20 protein-coding genes are annotated in these 17,276 nt (G+C 64.8%); 12 read left to right on the top strand and 8 right to left on the bottom strand.

The annotated features are described in order from the left end of the window. Nucleotides 1–98 precede the first annotated feature (98 nt). The 7 genes from glyA to G5S35_RS11515 all read left to right on the top strand — a co-directional run bounded on the left by glyA (nucleotide 99) and on the right by G5S35_RS11515 (nucleotide 4,792). Nucleotides 99–1,346, top strand: coding sequence for a serine hydroxymethyltransferase (gene glyA, locus G5S35_RS11545; RefSeq protein ID WP_124263255.1), 1,248 nt, complete (start codon nucleotides 99–101; stop codon nucleotides 1,344–1,346). Between the two features lie 18 nt (nucleotides 1,347–1,364). Beyond that, a complete protein-coding gene (gene nrdR / locus G5S35_RS11540; RefSeq protein ID WP_028220157.1) occupies nucleotides 1,365–1,847 on the top strand; it encodes a transcriptional regulator NrdR in 483 nt (160 codons plus the stop codon). A gap of 205 nt (nucleotides 1,848–2,052) precedes the next feature. Then, nucleotides 2,053–2,589 carry a GspH/FimT family pseudopilin gene (locus G5S35_RS11535; protein ID WP_065065248.1) on the top strand — a complete coding sequence of 179 codons (537 nt, stop codon included), beginning with the start codon at nucleotides 2,053–2,055 and terminating at the stop codon, nucleotides 2,587–2,589. A gap of 50 nt (nucleotides 2,590–2,639) precedes the next feature. Further along, nucleotides 2,640–3,017, top strand: coding sequence for a hypothetical protein (locus G5S35_RS11530; RefSeq protein WP_183038314.1), 378 nt, complete (start codon nucleotides 2,640–2,642; stop codon nucleotides 3,015–3,017). Next, the gene (locus G5S35_RS11525; RefSeq protein WP_080180365.1) at nucleotides 3,014–3,820 is read left to right on the top strand and encodes a PilW family protein; all 807 of its coding nucleotides are present in this window, start codon (nucleotides 3,014–3,016) and stop codon (nucleotides 3,818–3,820) included. The genes G5S35_RS11530 and G5S35_RS11525 overlap by 4 nt, the downstream gene beginning before the upstream one ends. A 47-nt stretch (nucleotides 3,821–3,867) precedes the next feature. Continuing rightward, the gene (locus G5S35_RS11520; RefSeq protein WP_231957764.1) at nucleotides 3,868–4,341 is read left to right on the top strand and encodes a pilus assembly PilX family protein; all 474 of its coding nucleotides are present in this window, start codon (nucleotides 3,868–3,870) and stop codon (nucleotides 4,339–4,341) included. 22 nt (nucleotides 4,342–4,363) lie between these two features. Continuing rightward, nucleotides 4,364–4,792 carry a type IV pilin protein gene (locus G5S35_RS11515; protein WP_183038313.1) on the top strand — a complete coding sequence of 143 codons (429 nt, stop codon included), beginning with the start codon at nucleotides 4,364–4,366 and terminating at the stop codon, nucleotides 4,790–4,792. A 79-nt stretch (nucleotides 4,793–4,871) separates the two neighbouring features. Here the strand turns inward: G5S35_RS11515 and G5S35_RS11510 are convergent, their stop codons facing one another. From G5S35_RS11510 to G5S35_RS11500, 3 genes are all read right to left on the bottom strand, one after another. Beyond that, complete coding sequence (locus tag G5S35_RS11510) at nucleotides 4,872–5,354, bottom strand: DUF3318 domain-containing protein (protein WP_074986261.1); 483 nt, start codon at nucleotides 5,352–5,354, stop codon at nucleotides 4,872–4,874. Between the two features lie 80 nt (nucleotides 5,355–5,434). Next, complete coding sequence (locus G5S35_RS11505) at nucleotides 5,435–5,818, bottom strand: phage holin family protein (RefSeq protein ID WP_065065239.1); 384 nt, start codon at nucleotides 5,816–5,818, stop codon at nucleotides 5,435–5,437. 340 nt (nucleotides 5,819–6,158) lie between these two features. Then, entirely contained in the window at nucleotides 6,159–6,461 is a 303-nt protein-coding gene (locus tag G5S35_RS11500) for an ElaB/YgaM/YqjD family protein (RefSeq protein WP_027817793.1), read from the bottom strand. 415 nt (nucleotides 6,462–6,876) lie between these two features. Between G5S35_RS11500 and G5S35_RS11495 the strand changes: the two genes are divergently transcribed. Then, nucleotides 6,877–7,515, top strand: a complete 639-nt coding sequence (locus G5S35_RS11495; RefSeq protein WP_065065246.1) for a peroxiredoxin — start codon at nucleotides 6,877–6,879, stop codon at nucleotides 7,513–7,515. 107 nt (nucleotides 7,516–7,622) lie between these two features. Here the strand turns inward: G5S35_RS11495 and G5S35_RS11490 are convergent, their stop codons facing one another. Continuing rightward, nucleotides 7,623–8,813 carry an acyl-CoA dehydrogenase gene (locus G5S35_RS11490; protein WP_065065238.1) on the bottom strand — a complete coding sequence of 397 codons (1,191 nt, stop codon included), beginning with the start codon at nucleotides 8,811–8,813 and terminating at the stop codon, nucleotides 7,623–7,625. A gap of 130 nt (nucleotides 8,814–8,943) precedes the next feature. Here G5S35_RS11490 and G5S35_RS11485 point away from each other — a divergent pair, with 130 nt between their 5' ends. Then, nucleotides 8,944–9,747: an IclR family transcriptional regulator gene (locus G5S35_RS11485; protein ID WP_110327927.1), complete on the top strand. Its 804-nt coding sequence runs from the start codon at nucleotides 8,944–8,946 to the stop codon at nucleotides 9,745–9,747. Between the two features lie 122 nt (nucleotides 9,748–9,869). On the opposite strand, the gene G5S35_RS11480 is transcribed toward G5S35_RS11485, so the two are convergent. Both G5S35_RS11480 and argF read right to left on the bottom strand, forming a co-directional pair. After that, nucleotides 9,870–11,099: an argininosuccinate synthase gene (locus tag G5S35_RS11480; protein WP_065065236.1), complete on the bottom strand. Its 1,230-nt coding sequence runs from the start codon at nucleotides 11,097–11,099 to the stop codon at nucleotides 9,870–9,872. A gap of 129 nt (nucleotides 11,100–11,228) precedes the next feature. Beyond that, nucleotides 11,229–12,158: an ornithine carbamoyltransferase gene (gene argF / locus G5S35_RS11475; RefSeq protein WP_065065235.1), complete on the bottom strand. Its 930-nt coding sequence runs from the start codon at nucleotides 12,156–12,158 to the stop codon at nucleotides 11,229–11,231. Between the two features lie 521 nt (nucleotides 12,159–12,679). Between argF and G5S35_RS11470 the strand changes: the two genes are divergently transcribed. Next, nucleotides 12,680–13,027: a DUF3579 domain-containing protein gene (locus tag G5S35_RS11470; RefSeq protein ID WP_065065234.1), complete on the top strand. Its 348-nt coding sequence runs from the start codon at nucleotides 12,680–12,682 to the stop codon at nucleotides 13,025–13,027. Nucleotides 13,028–13,195: 168 nt separating this feature from the next. Here G5S35_RS11470 and rpsT read toward each other — a convergent pair whose 3' ends face one another. Next, nucleotides 13,196–13,459: a 30S ribosomal protein S20 gene (rpsT, locus tag G5S35_RS11465; RefSeq protein ID WP_065065233.1), complete on the bottom strand. Its 264-nt coding sequence runs from the start codon at nucleotides 13,457–13,459 to the stop codon at nucleotides 13,196–13,198. A 497-nt stretch (nucleotides 13,460–13,956) separates the two neighbouring features. On the opposite strand from rpsT, the gene murJ reads away from it, so the two are divergent. Continuing rightward, entirely contained in the window at nucleotides 13,957–15,507 is a 1,551-nt protein-coding gene (murJ, locus tag G5S35_RS11460; RefSeq protein ID WP_065065232.1) for a murein biosynthesis integral membrane protein MurJ, read from the top strand. Next, nucleotides 15,507–16,352 (top strand): SirB1 family protein, encoded by an 846-nt coding sequence (locus G5S35_RS11455; RefSeq protein WP_065065231.1) that lies wholly within the window; start codon nucleotides 15,507–15,509, stop codon nucleotides 16,350–16,352. The genes murJ and G5S35_RS11455 overlap by 1 nt, the downstream gene beginning before the upstream one ends. 81 nt (nucleotides 16,353–16,433) lie before the next feature. Here G5S35_RS11455 and G5S35_RS11450 read toward each other — a convergent pair whose 3' ends face one another. Beyond that, nucleotides 16,434–17,192 (bottom strand): 3-hydroxyacyl-CoA dehydrogenase, encoded by a 759-nt coding sequence (locus G5S35_RS11450; RefSeq protein ID WP_065065230.1) that lies wholly within the window; start codon nucleotides 17,190–17,192, stop codon nucleotides 16,434–16,436. Nucleotides 17,193–17,276 lie beyond the last annotated feature (84 nt).

Raw genomic sequence — 17,276 nt, 5'->3', positions numbered from 1 at the left:
CGCCACGTCAAGGCTGGCCACTTCGCCAGCAGCGCCGCGTACCCGCTACGCGTTCCGCGCGAGACCCGGTCAACCTGAACACACTTAACGGAACCCGTATGTTTGACAGAGCCGAAAGCACCATCGCCAACGTCGATCCCGAACTCTTCGCCGCGATCGAACTCGAGAACCGCCGCCAGGAAGAGCACATCGAGCTCATCGCGTCGGAAAACTACACCTCGCCCGCCGTCATGGCCGCGCAGGGTTCGCAGCTCACCAACAAATACGCCGAAGGCTATCCCGGTAAGCGTTATTACGGCGGCTGCGAAAACGTCGATATCGTCGAGCAGCTCGCGATCGACCGCGTCAAGGCGCTGTTCGGCGCCGAAGCCGCCAACGTCCAGCCGAACTCCGGCTCGCAGGCCAACCAGGGCGTGTTCTTCGCCGTCCTGAAGCCGGGCGACACCATCATGGGCATGAGCCTCGCCGAAGGCGGCCACCTCACGCACGGCATGGCGCTCAACATGAGCGGCAAGTGGTTCAACGTCGTGAGCTACGGGCTCGATGCCAACGAAGACATCGACTACGACGCGCTCGAAAAGCGCGCGCACGAAACGAAGCCGAAGCTGATCATCGCGGGCGCGTCGGCGTTCGCGCTGCGCATCGACTTCGAGCGCATCGCCAAGGTCGCCAAGGCCGTCGGCGCGTACTTCATGGTCGACATGGCGCACTACGCGGGCCTGATCGCCGCGGGCGTCTACCCGAACCCGGTGCCGTTCGCCGACTTCGTCACCACGACCACGCACAAGAGCCTGCGCGGCCCGCGCGGCGGCGTGATCCTGATGAAGGCCGAGCACGAAAAGGCCATCAACTCGGCGATCTTCCCGGGCATTCAGGGCGGTCCGCTGATGCACGTGATCGCGGGCAAGGCCGTGGCGTTCAAGGAAGCCGCGACGCCGGAGTTCAAGACCTATCAGCAGCAAGTGGTCGAGAACGCGCGCGTGCTGGCTGAAACGCTGGTCAAGCGCGGTCTGCGTATCGTCTCGGGGCGCACGGAAAGCCACGTGATGCTGGTCGATCTGCGCGCGAAGAACATCACCGGCAAGGCTGCGGAAGCGGTGCTGGGCGCGGCGCACATCACCGTGAACAAGAACGCGATCCCGAACGATCCGGAAAAGCCGTTCGTGACGAGCGGTATCCGTCTGGGCTCGCCGGCGATGACCACGCGCGGCTTCGGCGTGAAGGAAGCCGAGCAGGTCGGCAATCTGATCGCCGATGTGCTGGACAACCCGGAAGACGCAGCGACGATCGAGCGCGTGAAGGCGCAGGTCTCGGAGCTGACGAAGCGTTTCCCGGTCTACCGTTAAGCCCTGCGTTAAGCCAGTATGCGCTGCCCCTTCTGCCGGCATGAAGACACGCAAGTGGTCGACTCTCGCGTGTCCGAGGACGGCGCCGCGATCCGGCGCCGCCGCCGCTGCCCGGCCTGCGACAAGCGTTTCACGACGTACGAGCGGGTCGAGCTGGCGATGCCGGCGATCGTCAAGAAGGACGGCAGCCGCACGGAATTCGACCGCCGCAAGATCATGGCGAGCATGCAACTGGCGCTGCGCAAGCGGCCCGTTGCGGCCGACGCCATCGACGCGGCGGTCGCCCGTATCGAATATCAACTGCTCGGCAGCGGCGAGCGCGAGGTGCGCAGCGAGCGCCTCGGCGAGCTTGTGATGGGCGAGTTGCGCGAACTCGACAAGGTCGCGTTCGTGCGGTTTGCGTCTGTGTACCGGCGCTTCGAGGACGTCTCCGAATTCGAGGATGTGATCGAGGAATTCCGCCGCGCGAGCGGTGCCGCCACGCCGCCGAAAAAGCGCTGAACGCGCGCGCCTGACCCGTATTGCCCGCCTCGCTGTAACGCCTGCCGTTACTCGCATCGCTTTCTCCCTTTTGTTGCCGCTGTGGTTCGTGATGCTTGCATTGTCGCGAGCCAGACGCGTGCGCAACAGCTAGCCGTTCGGCTAATTGTTCCGGTTTCGTTTCGCCTCTAGAGTGATTGCAATCCCCGAAAAATCAGGATTGCAGATGAAATGTGCCGGCTTCACTTTGCTCGAAACCATGGCCGTGATCGTGCTGTTCGCGATCTGCGTCACCGCGGCCGTGCCTACGTTCGCGGCGTGGCGCATGCGCGACCAGGTCGATGCGCGCGCGAACGCTTTGCTCGGCACTTTCTCCTATGCGCGCAGCGAGGCGATCCGGCGCAAGACGCGCATTACCGTGTGCCGGATCGACGCGGCGCGCCGTTGCCTCGCCACGGGTAAAGCCTGCCCGTCCGGACTCGCGGACTGGTCGTGCGGCTGGGCGGTCGTGGCGGAGCAGGCGGGCGCGAACGTGCTGCTGCGCGCACAGCCGGCGCTCGACGAGATCGCCATTGCTTCCACGCTTACCGCGCTGACTTTCACGCCGCCGGCGGGGCAGACCATCGGCAGCCTGCGTAATTTCGACATCGCGCCGCGCGTGACGACGGCGTCGACGCGCAGCGCCGCCTGGCGCCGTTGCCTGCGGGTGGCGGCGGGCGGTCGTGCGCGTGTGAGCGAGGGTGCGTGCGGCGCGGCGTCATGAGCGGGCGGACCGTCCATCGAGGCCCGCGTGGATCGACGCGTGGCGTGGCCTTGCTCGAAGTCGTTATCGCAATGGCGCTCGTGACGATGTGCGGGCTCGGGCTGCTGAATGCGCAGCTTGGACTCGCGCGGCACGCGGCGGCGTCGGCGGCGCGCACGCGGGCGGCGTTTCTGGCTGACGCGCTCGCCGAAGCCGCGCAGACTGGTGCGCCTGCGTCCGAGCTCTGGAAGTCGCGCGCTTCCACGCTGTTGCCCGATGCGCGCGTCACGGTGACGAGCGCGGGCGGCGCGGCATCGCTTGCAACGCTCATGTGGACGGCCCAGCGCGACGAAGCCGCGCCCGATTCGCAACAGGCCGCTGCGGGATGCGAGGGCAGCGTTGGCGTGCAAGCGCCGCGCGGCTGTCTGTCGCTGGCGTTCGCGAAATGAAGCGCGCGATCCGGCCCAAGCGCAGACGGATGACGGGTGGCCACACGCTGCTCGAATTTACGATTGCGGTCGCGTTGAGTCTCGTCGTGATGGCGGGTGCGCTGGCCGCGTATCGTTCGCAGCGCCAGGCATTCGCGTGGAGCACCGACGCGGCGCGCATCCACGAAGCGGGCGTGAACGCGCTCATGCTGATCGGCGAGCAGATTCAGATGGCGGGCTTCGTGTCCGCCGATGCTTCAGACGGGCTCGCCGGGCCGCCGCTGTTCGGCTGCGCAGGAGGGAGAGTCGCGGGCACGGACGCCAATCCGTCCTGCGAAGTGCTGTCCAATCGCTCGGACGGACTTGCGCTGCGTTACCAGGGCGATGGCGAATCCACGTGGCTGTCGGCGAACGGACAGATCACCGATTGCCTCGGCCAGGCCGTCGGCGCCAACGGCAGCGAAGTGCTCAACCGCTTTCACGCGAAGGCGAGCAGTTCGACGGGCGAGCCCGAGCTTTACTGCGAAGGCTCGGGGAAGGTTGGGACCGCGCAACCGTTGGTGGAAGGCGTCGAACGTCTGCGGTTGCGCTACTGGCTTGCCGGTGCGGCACAGGCGCTCGACGCCTCGGCGCTTGCGCGCGAACAGTGGAATTCGGTGATCGCGGTCGATCTGTGCGTGCTCGTGCGTGGCGCGCCGCTGGCGCGTCGCACGCGCTATGTCGATTGCGACGGTGCCAGTGTCGCCGCAACAGACGGGCGCGCGCGCCAGGCGTTCTGGCGGCACGTGGCCGTGCGCAACGTGCTTTCGGGATCGTCTTCATGATGCGCGACGCAAACGGCTGCGTTGGGCGCTCTGTGCGCGAGCGCGGTGTGGCGCTTCCCGTCGTCCTCGTGATCGTGTCGACGATGCTCGTCACGTCGGCGGCATGGTTCGAGTCGTCGCTGTTCGAGGCGCGCAGCGCGGCGGGCATGGCCGACCATTTGCAGGCGTTTCATGCCGCCGATGCCGCGCTCATCGCCTGCACGCGGACGCTGATCGACGGAACGGCTGCCGCGAGCGCGACCCCTGCGCAATCGGGCGAGCCCGCTGGCTGGAAGCGTAGCGACACCTTTGCAGCGCAAGCGGCCACGCCCATTGCGTCATGGCCAGCTTCGGTGCGGCCGCCGCAATGCCTGGTCGAACCGTGGCGCATCGCGACGCGGCCCGAGGCGCGCGCGTATCTCGTCACGGCACGCGGCTACGGTGCCACCGAGAACGCGCAGAGCTGGTTGCAGATGCAGGTCGTGTTCGATGGCACGCGAGTCGAACAACATTGGCGGCGTATCGTGACGCGGCCATTCTGAGGACGCGAAGAGAGGAGGGGAGATGACACGCAACGGTCGCGCGTTCACATTGCTCGAGATGATGATCGCGCTTGCCGCAGCGGCGATTGTCGCGGCGTTCGCGGTGCCGGGCTGGCGCAATCAGATCGCGCGCGGGCATCGGATCGACGCGGCGGCGGCGCTCTATCGCGCCGCGCAGTTCGTCGATGCACAGAGTCCATCGGTAGCTGCGCTGCCTGCGGGCATGGATCAGGCGCCGCCCGCGGGGCGCGCGGTCTATCGGCTCACGTTATTGCCCGCCGACGATGCGATCGGCGCGTACGCCATCGCCGCCGCGCCGGTCGAGAGCGGGCCAATGCGCGACGACGCGTGTGGAACGTTCCTGCTGGATGCGGCCGGCACGCGCGGTAACCGCGTCGCCGGGGCAAACGCGGGTGCGACGGTCGTGCGGGATTGCTGGAGGGATCGATGAGCGCACGCAGATGGCAGGCGGATGCACGTGGATCTCACATGCTGAGTGCTCGCCGATCGCGCACCGGTCTGATTGGGCCTCAGCCCGTCAGATCGTCTTCTTCCGAGGCATAGCGGCGCGAGCCGCCTTGCGGCGCGCTGCGCTGACGGCGCACCTGCTGCCAGATGCGCCAGGCTTCCCACGCCGTGAAGGCGAGGCCGCCCCACTTGACGACGGGGCGTGCGGCCGAGGCCACGCTTTCGCGCAGCGGCTTGGCGAGCACGAGCGAGGCGAGCGAACTCAGCAGCGGATACTGCTTGAGCAGTCCGCCGATCCCGGCGCCCAGGCCGGCAGCGCTTGCGCCGCCACTGGATCCGGCAAAGCCCGGCACGAGAAAGCGCAGCCAGCTGAAGTGCGTGACGGCTTCGCGCAGCTCGACGAGCGACTCGGCCATCTCGGCGCGCTCGACGCTGGCGCGCACGATCAGCAGTTCTTTGCGCAGCGCACGCAACTGCGGCGTAGACAGGTCGCGGCCACGTGCGCGCGAGGGGCGAAAGGCGTTATCCGGTCGAGGTTGGCTCATGGCTTCGATTTGCGGCTTCGATTTGCGGCGGGTAGTGGACGAACTCGAACGAACGCGAACGAGCGCAGGCGAACGTGAATCTATGGTTTGCGAAGGATCTCGCGGTCCTTCTCGAATTCTTCGAGCGTCGCCTGAAACACCATCGGCGCGGTGCGGAGGCCCTGACGCGCCTTGAGCGCACAGACGAGTGCCGCGAGCGCATACACGAGCGTGATGCCGGCCAGTGCCTGCCAGCGCCAGGTGTCCCAGAACGCGATGGCGATCAGCGCGGTCAGGGCGATCAGCGCCATGGTGGCGAGCATCATCGCGGCCAGCCCGAGGAACAGCACGCCGAGCAGGCGCTCCTTTTCTTCGGCCAGCTCGATGCCGATCAGCTCGAGCCGCGTCTGGATGATCGCGAACGCGGAGCCGAGAAGACGGCGCACCGGTCCATGTTCGTGTCGCTGCGATTGAGTGTCTGTCATGGCAAGGGCGGGTGCTCCGGCGTAGGGACGTACGCCGCTGACTGGGGCGGCGGCGCGCCGACTGAAAGCCAGGCGGCTACGCAACCGGCGTGACGCAAAGATTGCGCCCAGAAAAGACAGGCCGGTGCACTGCACCGGCCTGCCGGCTAACGAATGCGCGGGAAGCGCTGGCGCGGTCGAGAAGATATCGCTGCGGGCGTCGAGCCGTGCGAGCGTGGAGCAAAGCGAGAGGCCGTCAGGTTCGCATCCGCCGTGTGCCGGAGCATCTCCGGACGCTTTGGATGTGCAGACTTAAGCCGCTCGCTGGCAACCCGCGTGACCGTGCTGTGTTCGTTGTCTTTTACTTGCGGTTGATCAACAAACCGACCAGCACGCCCACACCTGCGGCGATGCCGATCGACGTCCACGGATGTTCGTGGACGTAATCGTCGGTGGCGCGTGCCGCCTTCTTGCCTTTCTCGACCACCACGACCTGAACGTCGGCCGCTTTTTCCTTGGCCTGTTTCAGGCGCGAGAGGGCCGTTTCACGCAGCTCCGAAGCGCGTTCGCCGGTGGCGCTCGCTGCTTGCTTGAGCAGGTCCTCGGCATCCGCGAGGACGGTTTTGATATCGGACATCAGCCTCTCCTTATTGACCTCTGACATTGACTGGCTCCCATCGTGTCACATTACGCGTGAATCGTAACAAAGATACGGGCGCTGGCAAGCGTGACGCGCCGCCACGACGCCCGAATTCGCACGATTCGTTCCTGCGAGCACACCGCAAAGACCCTGCGAAGGCCTTCAGAAGACCTGACGGCAGGCCGATCGGCCTGCGCGTACGGTGTGTTCGCGTTGCGCATGACGCACACGAAACGTAGATGACGAATGATCATGGATTTGATCTGGCACGTAAAGTTTCCCTGACTCGGCTCAAAATTACAAAAACTCATACCAGTCTGACCCGATGTTCGTTCGGGCGCGCGACATCGCCCTGTATGCTTCAATGTCTCGAAATCTCTTGATCAACCTGGCGGTTCGAGCCTCGCGCCGCCTCACCATGTTCAAAGGAAACCGCACCATGAGTCTACGTCTTGGCGATATCGCACCCGACTTCGAGCAGGATTCGAGCGTGGGTCGCATCAAGTTTCACGATTGGCTCGGCGACAGCTGGGGCGTGCTGTTCTCGCATCCGGCCGATTTCACGCCGGTGTGCACGACCGAGCTTGGCCTGACGGCGAAGCTCAAGGACGAGTTCGAGAAGCGCAATGTGAAGACGATCGCGCTGTCGGTCGATAGCGCCGAGTCGCACAACGAGTGGATCAAGGACATCAACGAGACCCAGGCGGCCAGCGTCGGTTTCCCGATCCTCGCGGACGGCGACCGCACGGTCTCCACGCTCTACGACATGATCCATCCGAACGCGAACGAAACGCTCACCGTGCGCTCGCTGTTCGTGATCGATCCGAAGAAGAAAGTGCGCCTCATCATCACCTATCCGGCGAGTACGGGTCGTAACTTCGACGAAATCCTGCGCGTGATCGACTCGCTTCAGCTCACGGACAACTATCAGGTCGCCACGCCCGGCAACTGGAAGCAGGGCGACGACGTGGTGATCGTGCCGTCGCTGAAGGACGAGGAAGTCATCAAGCAGAAATTTCCGAAGGGCTACAAGGCGCTGCGTCCGTATCTGCGTCTCACGCCGCAGCCGAACAAGTAAGCGCGGCCGCATCGCCGCCAACGAAAAACGCCGCACGTCTGATGACCGTGCGGCGTTTTTTATGCGCGCGAGTCAGTGCGCAGTGCGCACCGGCTTCGAAGCAGCGTTTAGAAAAACGCCTGAATGCCCGTCTGCGCGCGGCCGAGAATCAGCGCGTGGATGTCGTGCGTGCCCTCGTAGGTGTTCACGACTTCGAGGTTCACGAGGTGGCGCGCCACGCCGAACTCGTCCGAGATGCCGTTGCCGCCGAGCATGTCGCGCGCGAGACGCGCGATGTCGAGCGACTTGCCGCACGAGTTGCGCTTCATGATCGACGTGATCTCGACCGCCGCCGTGCCTTCGTCCTTCATGCGGCCCAGACGCAGGCAGCCTTGCAGGCCGAGCGTGATTTCCGTCTGCATGTCGGCGAGTTTTTTCTGGATCAGCTGGTTCGCGGCGAGCGGGCGGCCGAACTGCTTGCGGTCGAGCACGTACTGACGGGCGGTGTGCCAGCACGACTCCGCCGCGCCCAGCGCGCCCCAGGCGATGCCGTAGCGAGCCGAGTTCAGGCAGGTGAACGGTCCGCGCAGGCCCTTCACGCCCGGCATGATGTTCTCTTCCGGCACGAACACTTCGTCGAGCACGATTTCGCCCGTGATCGAGGCGCGCAGGCCCACCTTGCCGTGGATCGCGGGTGCCGAGAGACCTTTCCAGCCTTTCTCCAGAATGAAGCCGCGGATGTCGTCCTTGCCGTCTTCCTCGAGCTTGGCCCAGACCACGAACACGTCGGCGATCGGCGAATTCGTGATCCACATCTTCGCGCCCGAGAGCGAGTAGCCGCCGTTGACCTTCTTCGCGCGCGTGACCATGCTGCCCGGATCGGAACCGTGGTTCGGCTCGGTGAGGCCGAAGCAGCCGATCCATTCGCCGGTCGCGAGCTTCGGCAGATACTTCTGCTTTTGCGCTTCCGTGCCGAATTCGTGGATCGGCACCATCACGAGCGACGATTGCACCGACATCATCGAGCGATAGCCCGAGTCGATGCGTTCGACTTCGCGTGCGATCAGGCCATAGGCGACATAGTTGAGGCCCGGGCCGCCGTATTGCTCCGGAATGGTCGGGCCGAGCAGGCCGATTTCGCCCATCTCGCGGAAGATCGCGGCGTCCGTTTTTTCGTGACGGAACGCTTCCACCACGCGCGGCGCGAGCTTGTCCTGCGCGTAGGCTGCCGCGGCGTCGCGCACCATGCGTTCGTCTTCGGTGAGCTGCTGGTCGAGCAGCAGCGGATCTTCCCAATGGAACTGGGCGTTTGCGGCCATGGTGTCTCTCCTTCTTACTCTCGTAACCTTGAAATGGGCAATTTGCGCTTGACTTAGGTTCCGCTAAGCGGAACAATGTTTTGCAAATTGACTTTAGTGTATCACTAGCCCGCTTATGTCTGCATCTGAAATGAACAGCTCGTCATCGTTTGCGACCACGCTGGCGTCGGGGCCGATCGACGAGCGCAAGTTCGTCGTGGCGCTCGCACGCGGGCTCGAATTGCTGCGCGCCTTCCGGCCCGGCGAGACGCTGCTCGGCAATCGCGATTTCGTCGAGCGCACGGGTCTGCCCAAGGCCACCGTCAACCGGCTTGCGTACACGCTGACGGTGCTCGGCTATCTGCGTTTCGACGAGTCGCTGGGCAAATATGCGCTCGACGCGGGTGTGCTGTCATTGGGCTTCGCGCTGCTTTCCGGCACCGACACGCTCGAACTTGCGCGGCCTCATCTGCGCGCGTTCGCGCGGGAAGTGGGCGCGGCGGTGTCGCTCGGCTGCCGCGACGGCCTCGACGTCATCTATCTGGAGACCATCCGCAGCGAAACGGCGCTGACGCTCGGCCTCGCGTCCGGCTCGCGGCTGTCGATGCTGACGAGTTCGATGGGGCGCGCGTACCTCGCGGTGCAGCCGCTCGACGTGCGCGCGGCGCTGTTCGCCGAGCTGGAAAAGGCCGCGGGCGCGGAGGGCGCGGCGCTGGTGGAAGCCGCGAAGCGTGAGATCGACACCTTCGGCAAAGAAGGCGTCTGCTATTCGTTTCGCGACTGGCACGAGGACGTCAACGCCGTGGCGGTGCCGTTTCGCGAGCCGCGCGAGCGGCGCTGGCTGGTGCTCAGTTGCAGCGGTCCGGCCTCGTCGATGGGACCGGAGGTGTTCCGCGAACGCGTCGCGCCGTTGCTGAAGTCGCTTGCGCGGCGTCTCGGTGAAACGGTGCAATGAGCGTGGAATAAGCGTGGAATAACCGCTGGCACGCGCGAGTTGAGGACGAAAAAAAACCGCCCCGAAGGGCGGTTTTTTCATGACGCGAATCTCGCGACTAACGCGAGCGAAGCGGAAACCGCTTACTTGCCGCGTTGACGGCGTGCGTTTTCGGCGATGCGCATGCGCAGCGCGTTCAGCTTGATGAAGCCGCCGGCGTCGGCCTGGTTGTAGGCGCCGCCGTCGTCGTCGAAGGTCGCGATGGTCTTGTCGAACAGCGTGTCCTTCGAGTCGCGCGCGACGACCGAGACGCCGCCCTTGTAGAGCTTCACGCGCACCCAGCCGTTGACGTTCTTCTGCGTGTGGTCGATCAGCACTTGCAGCGCCTGACGCTCCGGCGCCCACCAGTAACCGTTGTAGACCAGCGAGGCGTAGCGGGCGAGCAGGTCGTCCTTCAGGTGCGCGACTTCGCGGTCGAGCGTGATCGATTCGATGCCACGGTGCGCCTTGAGCATGATCGTGCCGCCCGGCGTTTCATAGCAGCCGCGCGACTTCATGCCGACGTAGCGGTTTTCGACCAGATCCAGACGGCCGATGCCGTGCTTGCCGCCGAGGCGGTTCAGTTCCGTGAGGATCTCGGCGGGCGTCATGCGCTTGCCGTTGATCGCGACCGGGTCGCCGTGCTCGTACTCGATGTCGACGAATTCGGCCGCATCCGGTGCCTGTTCCGGCGACACCGTCCAGCGCCACATGTCTTCCTCGGCTTCCGCCTTCGGATCTTCGAGGTGACGGCCTTCGAACGAGATGTGCAGCAGGTTCGCGTCCATCGAGTAGGGCGCGCCGCCCTGACGATGCTTCATGTCAATGGGGATGCCGGCGTTTTCGGCGTAGGCGAGCAGCTTTTCGCGCGACAGCAGATCCCATTCACGCCACGGCGCGATGACCTTGATACCCGGTTCGAGCGCGTAGTAGCCGAGTTCGAAGCGAACCTGGTCGTTGCCCTTGCCGGTCGCGCCGTGCGAGACGGCTTGCGCGCCGGTCGCGCGGGCGATTTCGATCTGACGCTTGGCGATCAGCGGACGCGCGATCGAGGTGCCGAGCAGATATTCGCCTTCGTACAGCGCGTTGGCGCGGAACATCGGGAACACGAAATCACGGACGAACTCTTCGCGGAGGTCGTCGATGAAGATGTTTTCCTGCTTGATGCCCAGCTGAAGCGCCTTCTTGCGCGCCGGCTCGAGTTCCTCGCCCTGGCCGATGTCGGCCGTGAACGTGACGACTTCGGCGTCGTAGTTGTCCTGCAGCCACTTCAGGATGACGGAGGTATCGAGGCCGCCGGAGTAGGCGAGCACGACTTTCTTGATATCGCTCATGGTGAATCCGTAACGGGTGAGATCTGTGCGCATCGGCGGCCCCGACGCGCGGAAAACAGTATTTTGACACCAAACGGGCCGCGCGCCGCGCTTTCGCTGCGGCGCGCGCCGGGAGACCGGCCGTGGCGCTTAGTGGTTCAGGCGGCCGAGCAGCAGGAATTCCATCAGCGCCTTCTGGACGTGCAGGCGGTTTTCCGCCTCGTCCCAGACCACGCTCTGCGGGCCGTCGATCACTTCGGCGCTGACTTCCTCGCCGCGGTGCGCGGGCAGGCAGTGCATGAAGAGGGCGTCGGCGTTGGCGCGGGCCATCATGTCGGCGTCCACGCACCAGTCGGCGAAGGCTTTCTTGCGCACTTCGTTTTCGGCCTCGAAGCCCATGCTGGTCCACACGTCGGTGGTCACCAGATCGGCGCCCGTGCAGGCGTCGTTCGGATCGTCGAACACTTCGAAGAACGGCTTGCTTTCCGCCGCGACGAGTGCCGGATCGAGCTGATAGCCCGGCGGCGTCGAAATGCGCAGCTTGAAGCCGAGGATTTCCGCGGCTTCGATCCACGTGTACAGCATGTTGTTGGCGTCGCCGACCCACGCCACGGTCTTGTCGCGGATCGGACCGCGCAGCTCGTAGAACGTGAAGATGTCGGCCAGCACCTGGCAGGGGTGATATTCGTTCGTCAGACCGTTGATGACCGGCACGCGCGAGCTTTCGGCGAAGCGGCGGATGATGTCCTGGCCGAACGTGCGGATCATGATGATGTCGACCATGCGCGAGATGACCTGCGCCGAGTCTTCGATCGGCTCGCCGCGACCGAGCTGCGTGTCGCGCGTGTTCATGAACACGGCGTGGCCGCCCAGCTGGAAGATGCCTGCTTCGAAGGACAGACGCGTGCGCGTGGAGTTCTTCTCGAAGATCATCGCGAGCGTGCGGTCGTGCAGCGGATGATAGGTCTCGTAGTTCTTGAACTTGCGCTTCAGGATGCGCGCGCGCTCCAGCACATATTCATAATCGTCAAGGGAGAAATCCTTGAACTGGAGGTAATGGCGTATGGTCCGGGAGGTCATGAAACGAAAACGGCGCCCGATCCGGCCTCGAACTGCAGGATTGGGCCGGCGACGCCGCTGCGGTTGGTGGTAAGTCAATGCAGCATAAAGGATTTTGCGCAATTTGACGAGTCGCCCAAAACCGCCGGCCGGCGGGCGGCGAGGGTGTCGCATCGGCCGATCGCCGCGCCGCGACACGGTGTCAAGCCCCTTGTGTGCGGTGCGTCAAAAGAGCTGCTGCGCTATAATCTTGTCGATTTCTCAGGCACGACGGCGGGCTTTCGGCGTATCACGCAAGGCCCGCGGGAGCGGCCTGTGCGTGGGCCCCAGACGTCTGGCGAATGCGAGACGCCGCGCGGGTCGCCATGCGCGGTCGGCGGCTCCCCTTTCCATCGGACTGTCCTTGCGCGCGGCCATCGGGCGAACCGTCCGGGGCTGGAGACCCGCGAAAGCAGCGCGAACAGCGCGGACGGCGGCGCGCTCGTGCCCTTGTTTCAGCCGCACGACGTACGCGGCGCCGCGCAGTTACACAGGACCCTTACATGGCCGACGACGCTCCTACCGAATACTTCATTCAAGGCATTACCAGCAAGGGGAAGAAGTTTCGACCGAGCGACTGGTCGGAGCGTCTGGCGGGCGTGATGTCGAGCTTCGGCCCGAAAGCGTCGGCCAATGCGCGCGGCCCGAACGCCTATCTGCGCTACTCGCTCTATGTGCGGCCGACCATGATCGGCGATCTCAAGGTGGTGGTGCTCGATTCGCGTCTGAAAGACATCGAGCCGATGGCCTTCAACTTCGTGCTGAATTTCGCCAAGGACAACGACCTCGTGGTGACCGAGGCCTGCGAACTGCCGCACGATCACGCCACGCAGCAGGGCACCGGTCGCTGAGCGTCATGCTCGCGCGCTTGCGCCGCCCAACCTAAAAACCCGCCGCGGCGGGTTTTTTTGCGCCCGCGCGAAGTGGATGGGCGAAAGGGCGACGCGAAACGTACGGACAACAAAAAACCCGCCGAAGCGGGTTTTTCATTCAGCGGAAACGGGAAGCTCCCGAATCGCTCAGGCCATTGCCTTGATGGCAGCAGCCAGACGGCTCTTATGACGAGCTGCCTTGTTCTTGTGGACGATCTTCTTGTCCGCAATGATGTCCAGCGTCTTGCCCGATGCCTTCAGGATTTCAGCAGCCGCTGCCTTGTCGCCGGCGTCGATTGCCTTGCGAACAGCCTTGATTGCGGTGCGGAACTTCGAGCGCAGTGCCGAGTTGTGGGCGTTTTGCTTGGTCGCCTGACGGGCGCGCTTGCGTGCTTGTGCGGTATTTGCCATGTTGGTTCCTGATGTTTCAGGAGCGTGCGCCGGTGTTCGACCGGATAATGCAGCGCTCTGTGCCTGGATTTGCGCCGAGGAAAACCCCGAGGGGAATTCGTCACGCAAAACGGTATTTGCCGGCAGAACAGCTTTGCCAGCTGCGCCTCTTGTGCCAAACCGCAAAGGGGGCGGATCGAACCGCTGCTTTGCGCTTCCTTTCCAAGGCGCGCGAGTTTCTTTTCGAATCGCTGACGCAACCCGAAACCGCGAATTATAGCAACGAAATCAGAGGCATGGCAATCGCGCGTCGATGGGCGGGCGACGGGACCGGTCGGTGAGCCGGGAAAGGCGGCGGAAAATCCGGCGCGCCGAGCGCAGAAATCGACGGGATTGCGGCGAACGCTGCGCCCGCACAGCGGTCAGAATGGGCTCGCCATGGTGTCGGATCGCGCCGTGGCATCCTTGACGCCGCGCATCGCCGGCGTGACTGACGGCACCCGTATAATAAGCGCCCCATGAATCTATTCCGAGCCCTGCTGACGGTCAGCGGCTTCACGCTGCTGTCGCGCGTGACCGGACTGGCCCGCGAAACGCTGATCGCCCGAGCTTTCGGCGCGAGTCAGTACACCGACGCCTTCTACGTCGCGTTCCGCATTCCCAACCTGCTGCGCCGCATCTCGGCCGAAGGCGCGTTTTCGCAGGCTTTCGTGCCGATCCTCGCGGAGTTCAAGAACCAGCAAGGCCACGACGCCACGCGCGCGCTCGTCGACGCCACCTCGACGGTGCTCGCGTGGGTGCTCGCCGTGCTCTCGCTGCTCGGCATTGTCGGCGCGTCGTTCGTGGTGACCGTGGTCGCCTCGGGCCTCAAGAGCGACGGCCAGGCGTATCAGCTTGCCGTCGTGATGACGCGCATCATGTTCCCGTACATCGTGTTCATTTCGCTGACGTCGCTGGCCTCGGGCGTGTTGAACACGTACAAGCAGTTCTCGCTGCCCGCGTTCGCGCCGGTGCTGCTCAACGTGTCGTTCATCACGGCGGCGGTGGCGTTCGCGCCGCACATGAAGCAGCCGGTCTACGCGCTCGCGTGGGCGGTGATCGTGGGCGGCGTGCTGCAGTTCATCGTGCAGTTGCCGGGTTTGAAGCGCATCGACATGATGCCGCGCATCGGCCTGAATCCGCTCAAGGCGCTCGCGCATCGCGGCGTCAAGCGCGTGCTCGCGAAGATGATGCCCGCCATGTTCGCGGTCTCGGTCGCGCAGATCAGCCTGATCATCAATACGAATATCGCCTCGCGGCTCGGTCCGGGCGCGGTCTCGTGGATCAATTACGCCGACCGCCTGATGGAATTTCCCACGGCCCTGCTGGGCGTGGCGCTCGGCACGATCCTGCTGCCGAGCCTCTCGAAAGCGCACGTCGACGCCGATCCGCACGAATATTCCGCGCTGCTCGACTGGGGCCTGCGCGTGACGTTCCTGCTGGCCGCGCCGTCGGCGGTTGCGCTGTTTTTCTTCGCCGAGCCGCTCACGGCCACGCTGTTCCACTACGGCAAGTTCGACGCCACTTCGGTCATCATGACGGGCCGCGCGCTCGCCGCGTACGGCGTGGGTCTCGTCGGCCTCATTCTGATCAAGATCCTCGCGCCCGGTTTTTATGCGCGCCAGGACATCAAGACGCCGGTGAAGATCGGCGTGGGCGTGCTGATCGCCACGCAGATCAGCAATTACATCTTCGTGCCGATCTTCTCGCACGCGGGGCTGACGCTCTCGGTGGGCCTCGGCGCCTGCATGAACGCGCTGCTGCTCTTTATCGGCCTGCGCCGCCGCGGCATCTATATGCCGTCGTCGGGCTGGACGACGTTCTTCGTGCAACTGCTCGGGGCATGCCTCGTGCTGGCAGGGGCGATGCACTGGTGCTCGATCAGCTACGACTGGATCGGCCTGCGGCACGAACCGCTCGCGCGCATCGCTTTGCTCGCAGCCTGCCTGGTTCTGTTTGCGGCGCTATATTTCGGTATGCTGTGGCTGATGGGCTTCAAATACGCATACTTCAAGAGGCGCACGAAGTGATGACGATGAACACGCGGGTGCTGGATTATTTCAGCACGCTCGTTGCCGAAGACGACAGCCTGCCGCTTACCGAAGCGGCGCTGTCGATCGCGCAGGACGCCTACCCGGACCTCGATCTGCAGGGCACGCTGGCCGAAATCGACGAGCTGGCGCTGCGCATCAGCAAGCGCATGCCCGAGGGTGCCGACGTGCGCCAGCAGGTCGCGCTGCTCAACCGCGTGTTCTTCCGCGAGATGGGTTTCGCGGCCAATCTGAACGACTTTTTCGATCCCGACAACAGCCATCTGCACGTCGTGCTGCGCCGCCGGCGCGGCATTCCGATCTCCCTCGCGGTGATCTATCTGGAGATTGCGGGCCAGCTCGGGCTGCCGGTGCAGGGCGTGTCGTTTCCGGGGCATTTCCTGCTGCGCGTCTCGCTGCCCGACGGCGACGCCATGCTCGACCCGACCACGGGCCGCGCGCTCACCGAGTCGGACATGGTCGAGATGCTCGAGCCCTATGTGGCGAGCGCGGGCGATTCGGTGGCGCGCGCGCTGCGCATGCTGCTCGAACCGGCCACGCGGCGCGAGATCGTGGCGCGCATGCTGCGCAATCTGAAGTCGGTGTATTTGCAGACCGAGCGCTGGGAGCGCCTGCTCGGCATCCAGCAACGGCTCGTGATCCTGCTGCCGTACAGCATCGAGGAAGTGCGCGACCGCGGTTTCGCCTACGCGCGGCTCGACTATCTGCGTCCTGCGCTCGAAGATCTCGAACATTATCTCGACGAGCGCCCGGACGCCGAAGACGCCACGGTCGTCGAATCGCAATTGCAGGAATTGCGTCAGCGCACGCTCGACAACGACTGAGACGCGCAGTTCAACGCAAAAAAGCCCGCGAATTCGCGGGCTTTTTTTACTTCACCGTGTAAAAAAGCGCACGGCGTGCGTTCACTTCGGCTGCATGCGGATCGCACCGTCGAGGCGGATCACTTCGCCGTTGAGCATCGGATTCTCGACGATCTGCTTGACCAGCATGGCGTACTCGTCGGGTTTGCCGAGGCGAGGCGGGAACGGCACCATCGCGCCGAGCGCGTCCTGCACGTCCTGCGGCATGCCGAGCAGCATCGGCGTTTCGAAGATGCCGGGCGCAATCGTCATCACGCGGATGCCGCTGCGCGACAGATCGCGCGCGACCGGCAGCGTCATGGCGACGACGCCGCCCTTCGACGCCGCATAGGCCGCCTGGCCGATCTGCCCGTCGTAGGCCGCGACCGACGCCGTATTGACGATCACGCCGCGCTCGCCGCCTGCGTTGGGCGCGGTCTGCGCGATGGCGGCCGCCGCAAGGCGGATCATGTTGAAGGTGCCGATCAGGTTGACCGAAATGGTCTTGCTGAACGCATCGAGCGGATGCGGCCCGTCCTTGCCGACGGTCTTGATCGCGGGCGCGATGCCCGCGCAGTTGACGAGGCCGCGCAGCGTGCCGAGCGCGGTGGCCGCGGCCACGGCTCGCGCGCCGTCTTCCTCGCTCGCGACGTTGCACTTAACGAACGCGCCGCCGAGTTCTTTCGCGAGCGCTTGGCCCGCTTCCTCGTTGAGGTCGGCGAGCGCGACCTTGCCGCCTTCCGCCGCGATCAGGCGTGCGGTGGCCGCACCGAGGCCCGAAGCGCCGCCGGTGATCAGGAATACGTTGTCGCGGATTTGCATGTGTCTGCCTCCTGGCTGCTCGATGTGTCTTCGATGATTGTTATGTGCGGGCCAGCCCGCGACTCATCGGCGAAAACGTGCAGA

The sequence above is a fragment of the Paraburkholderia tropica genome, from assembly GCF_014171495.1.
Taxonomy (GTDB): Bacteria; Pseudomonadota; Gammaproteobacteria; order Burkholderiales; family Burkholderiaceae; genus Paraburkholderia; species Paraburkholderia tropica.
This window is presented reverse-complemented; position numbering and strand designations above follow the sequence as displayed.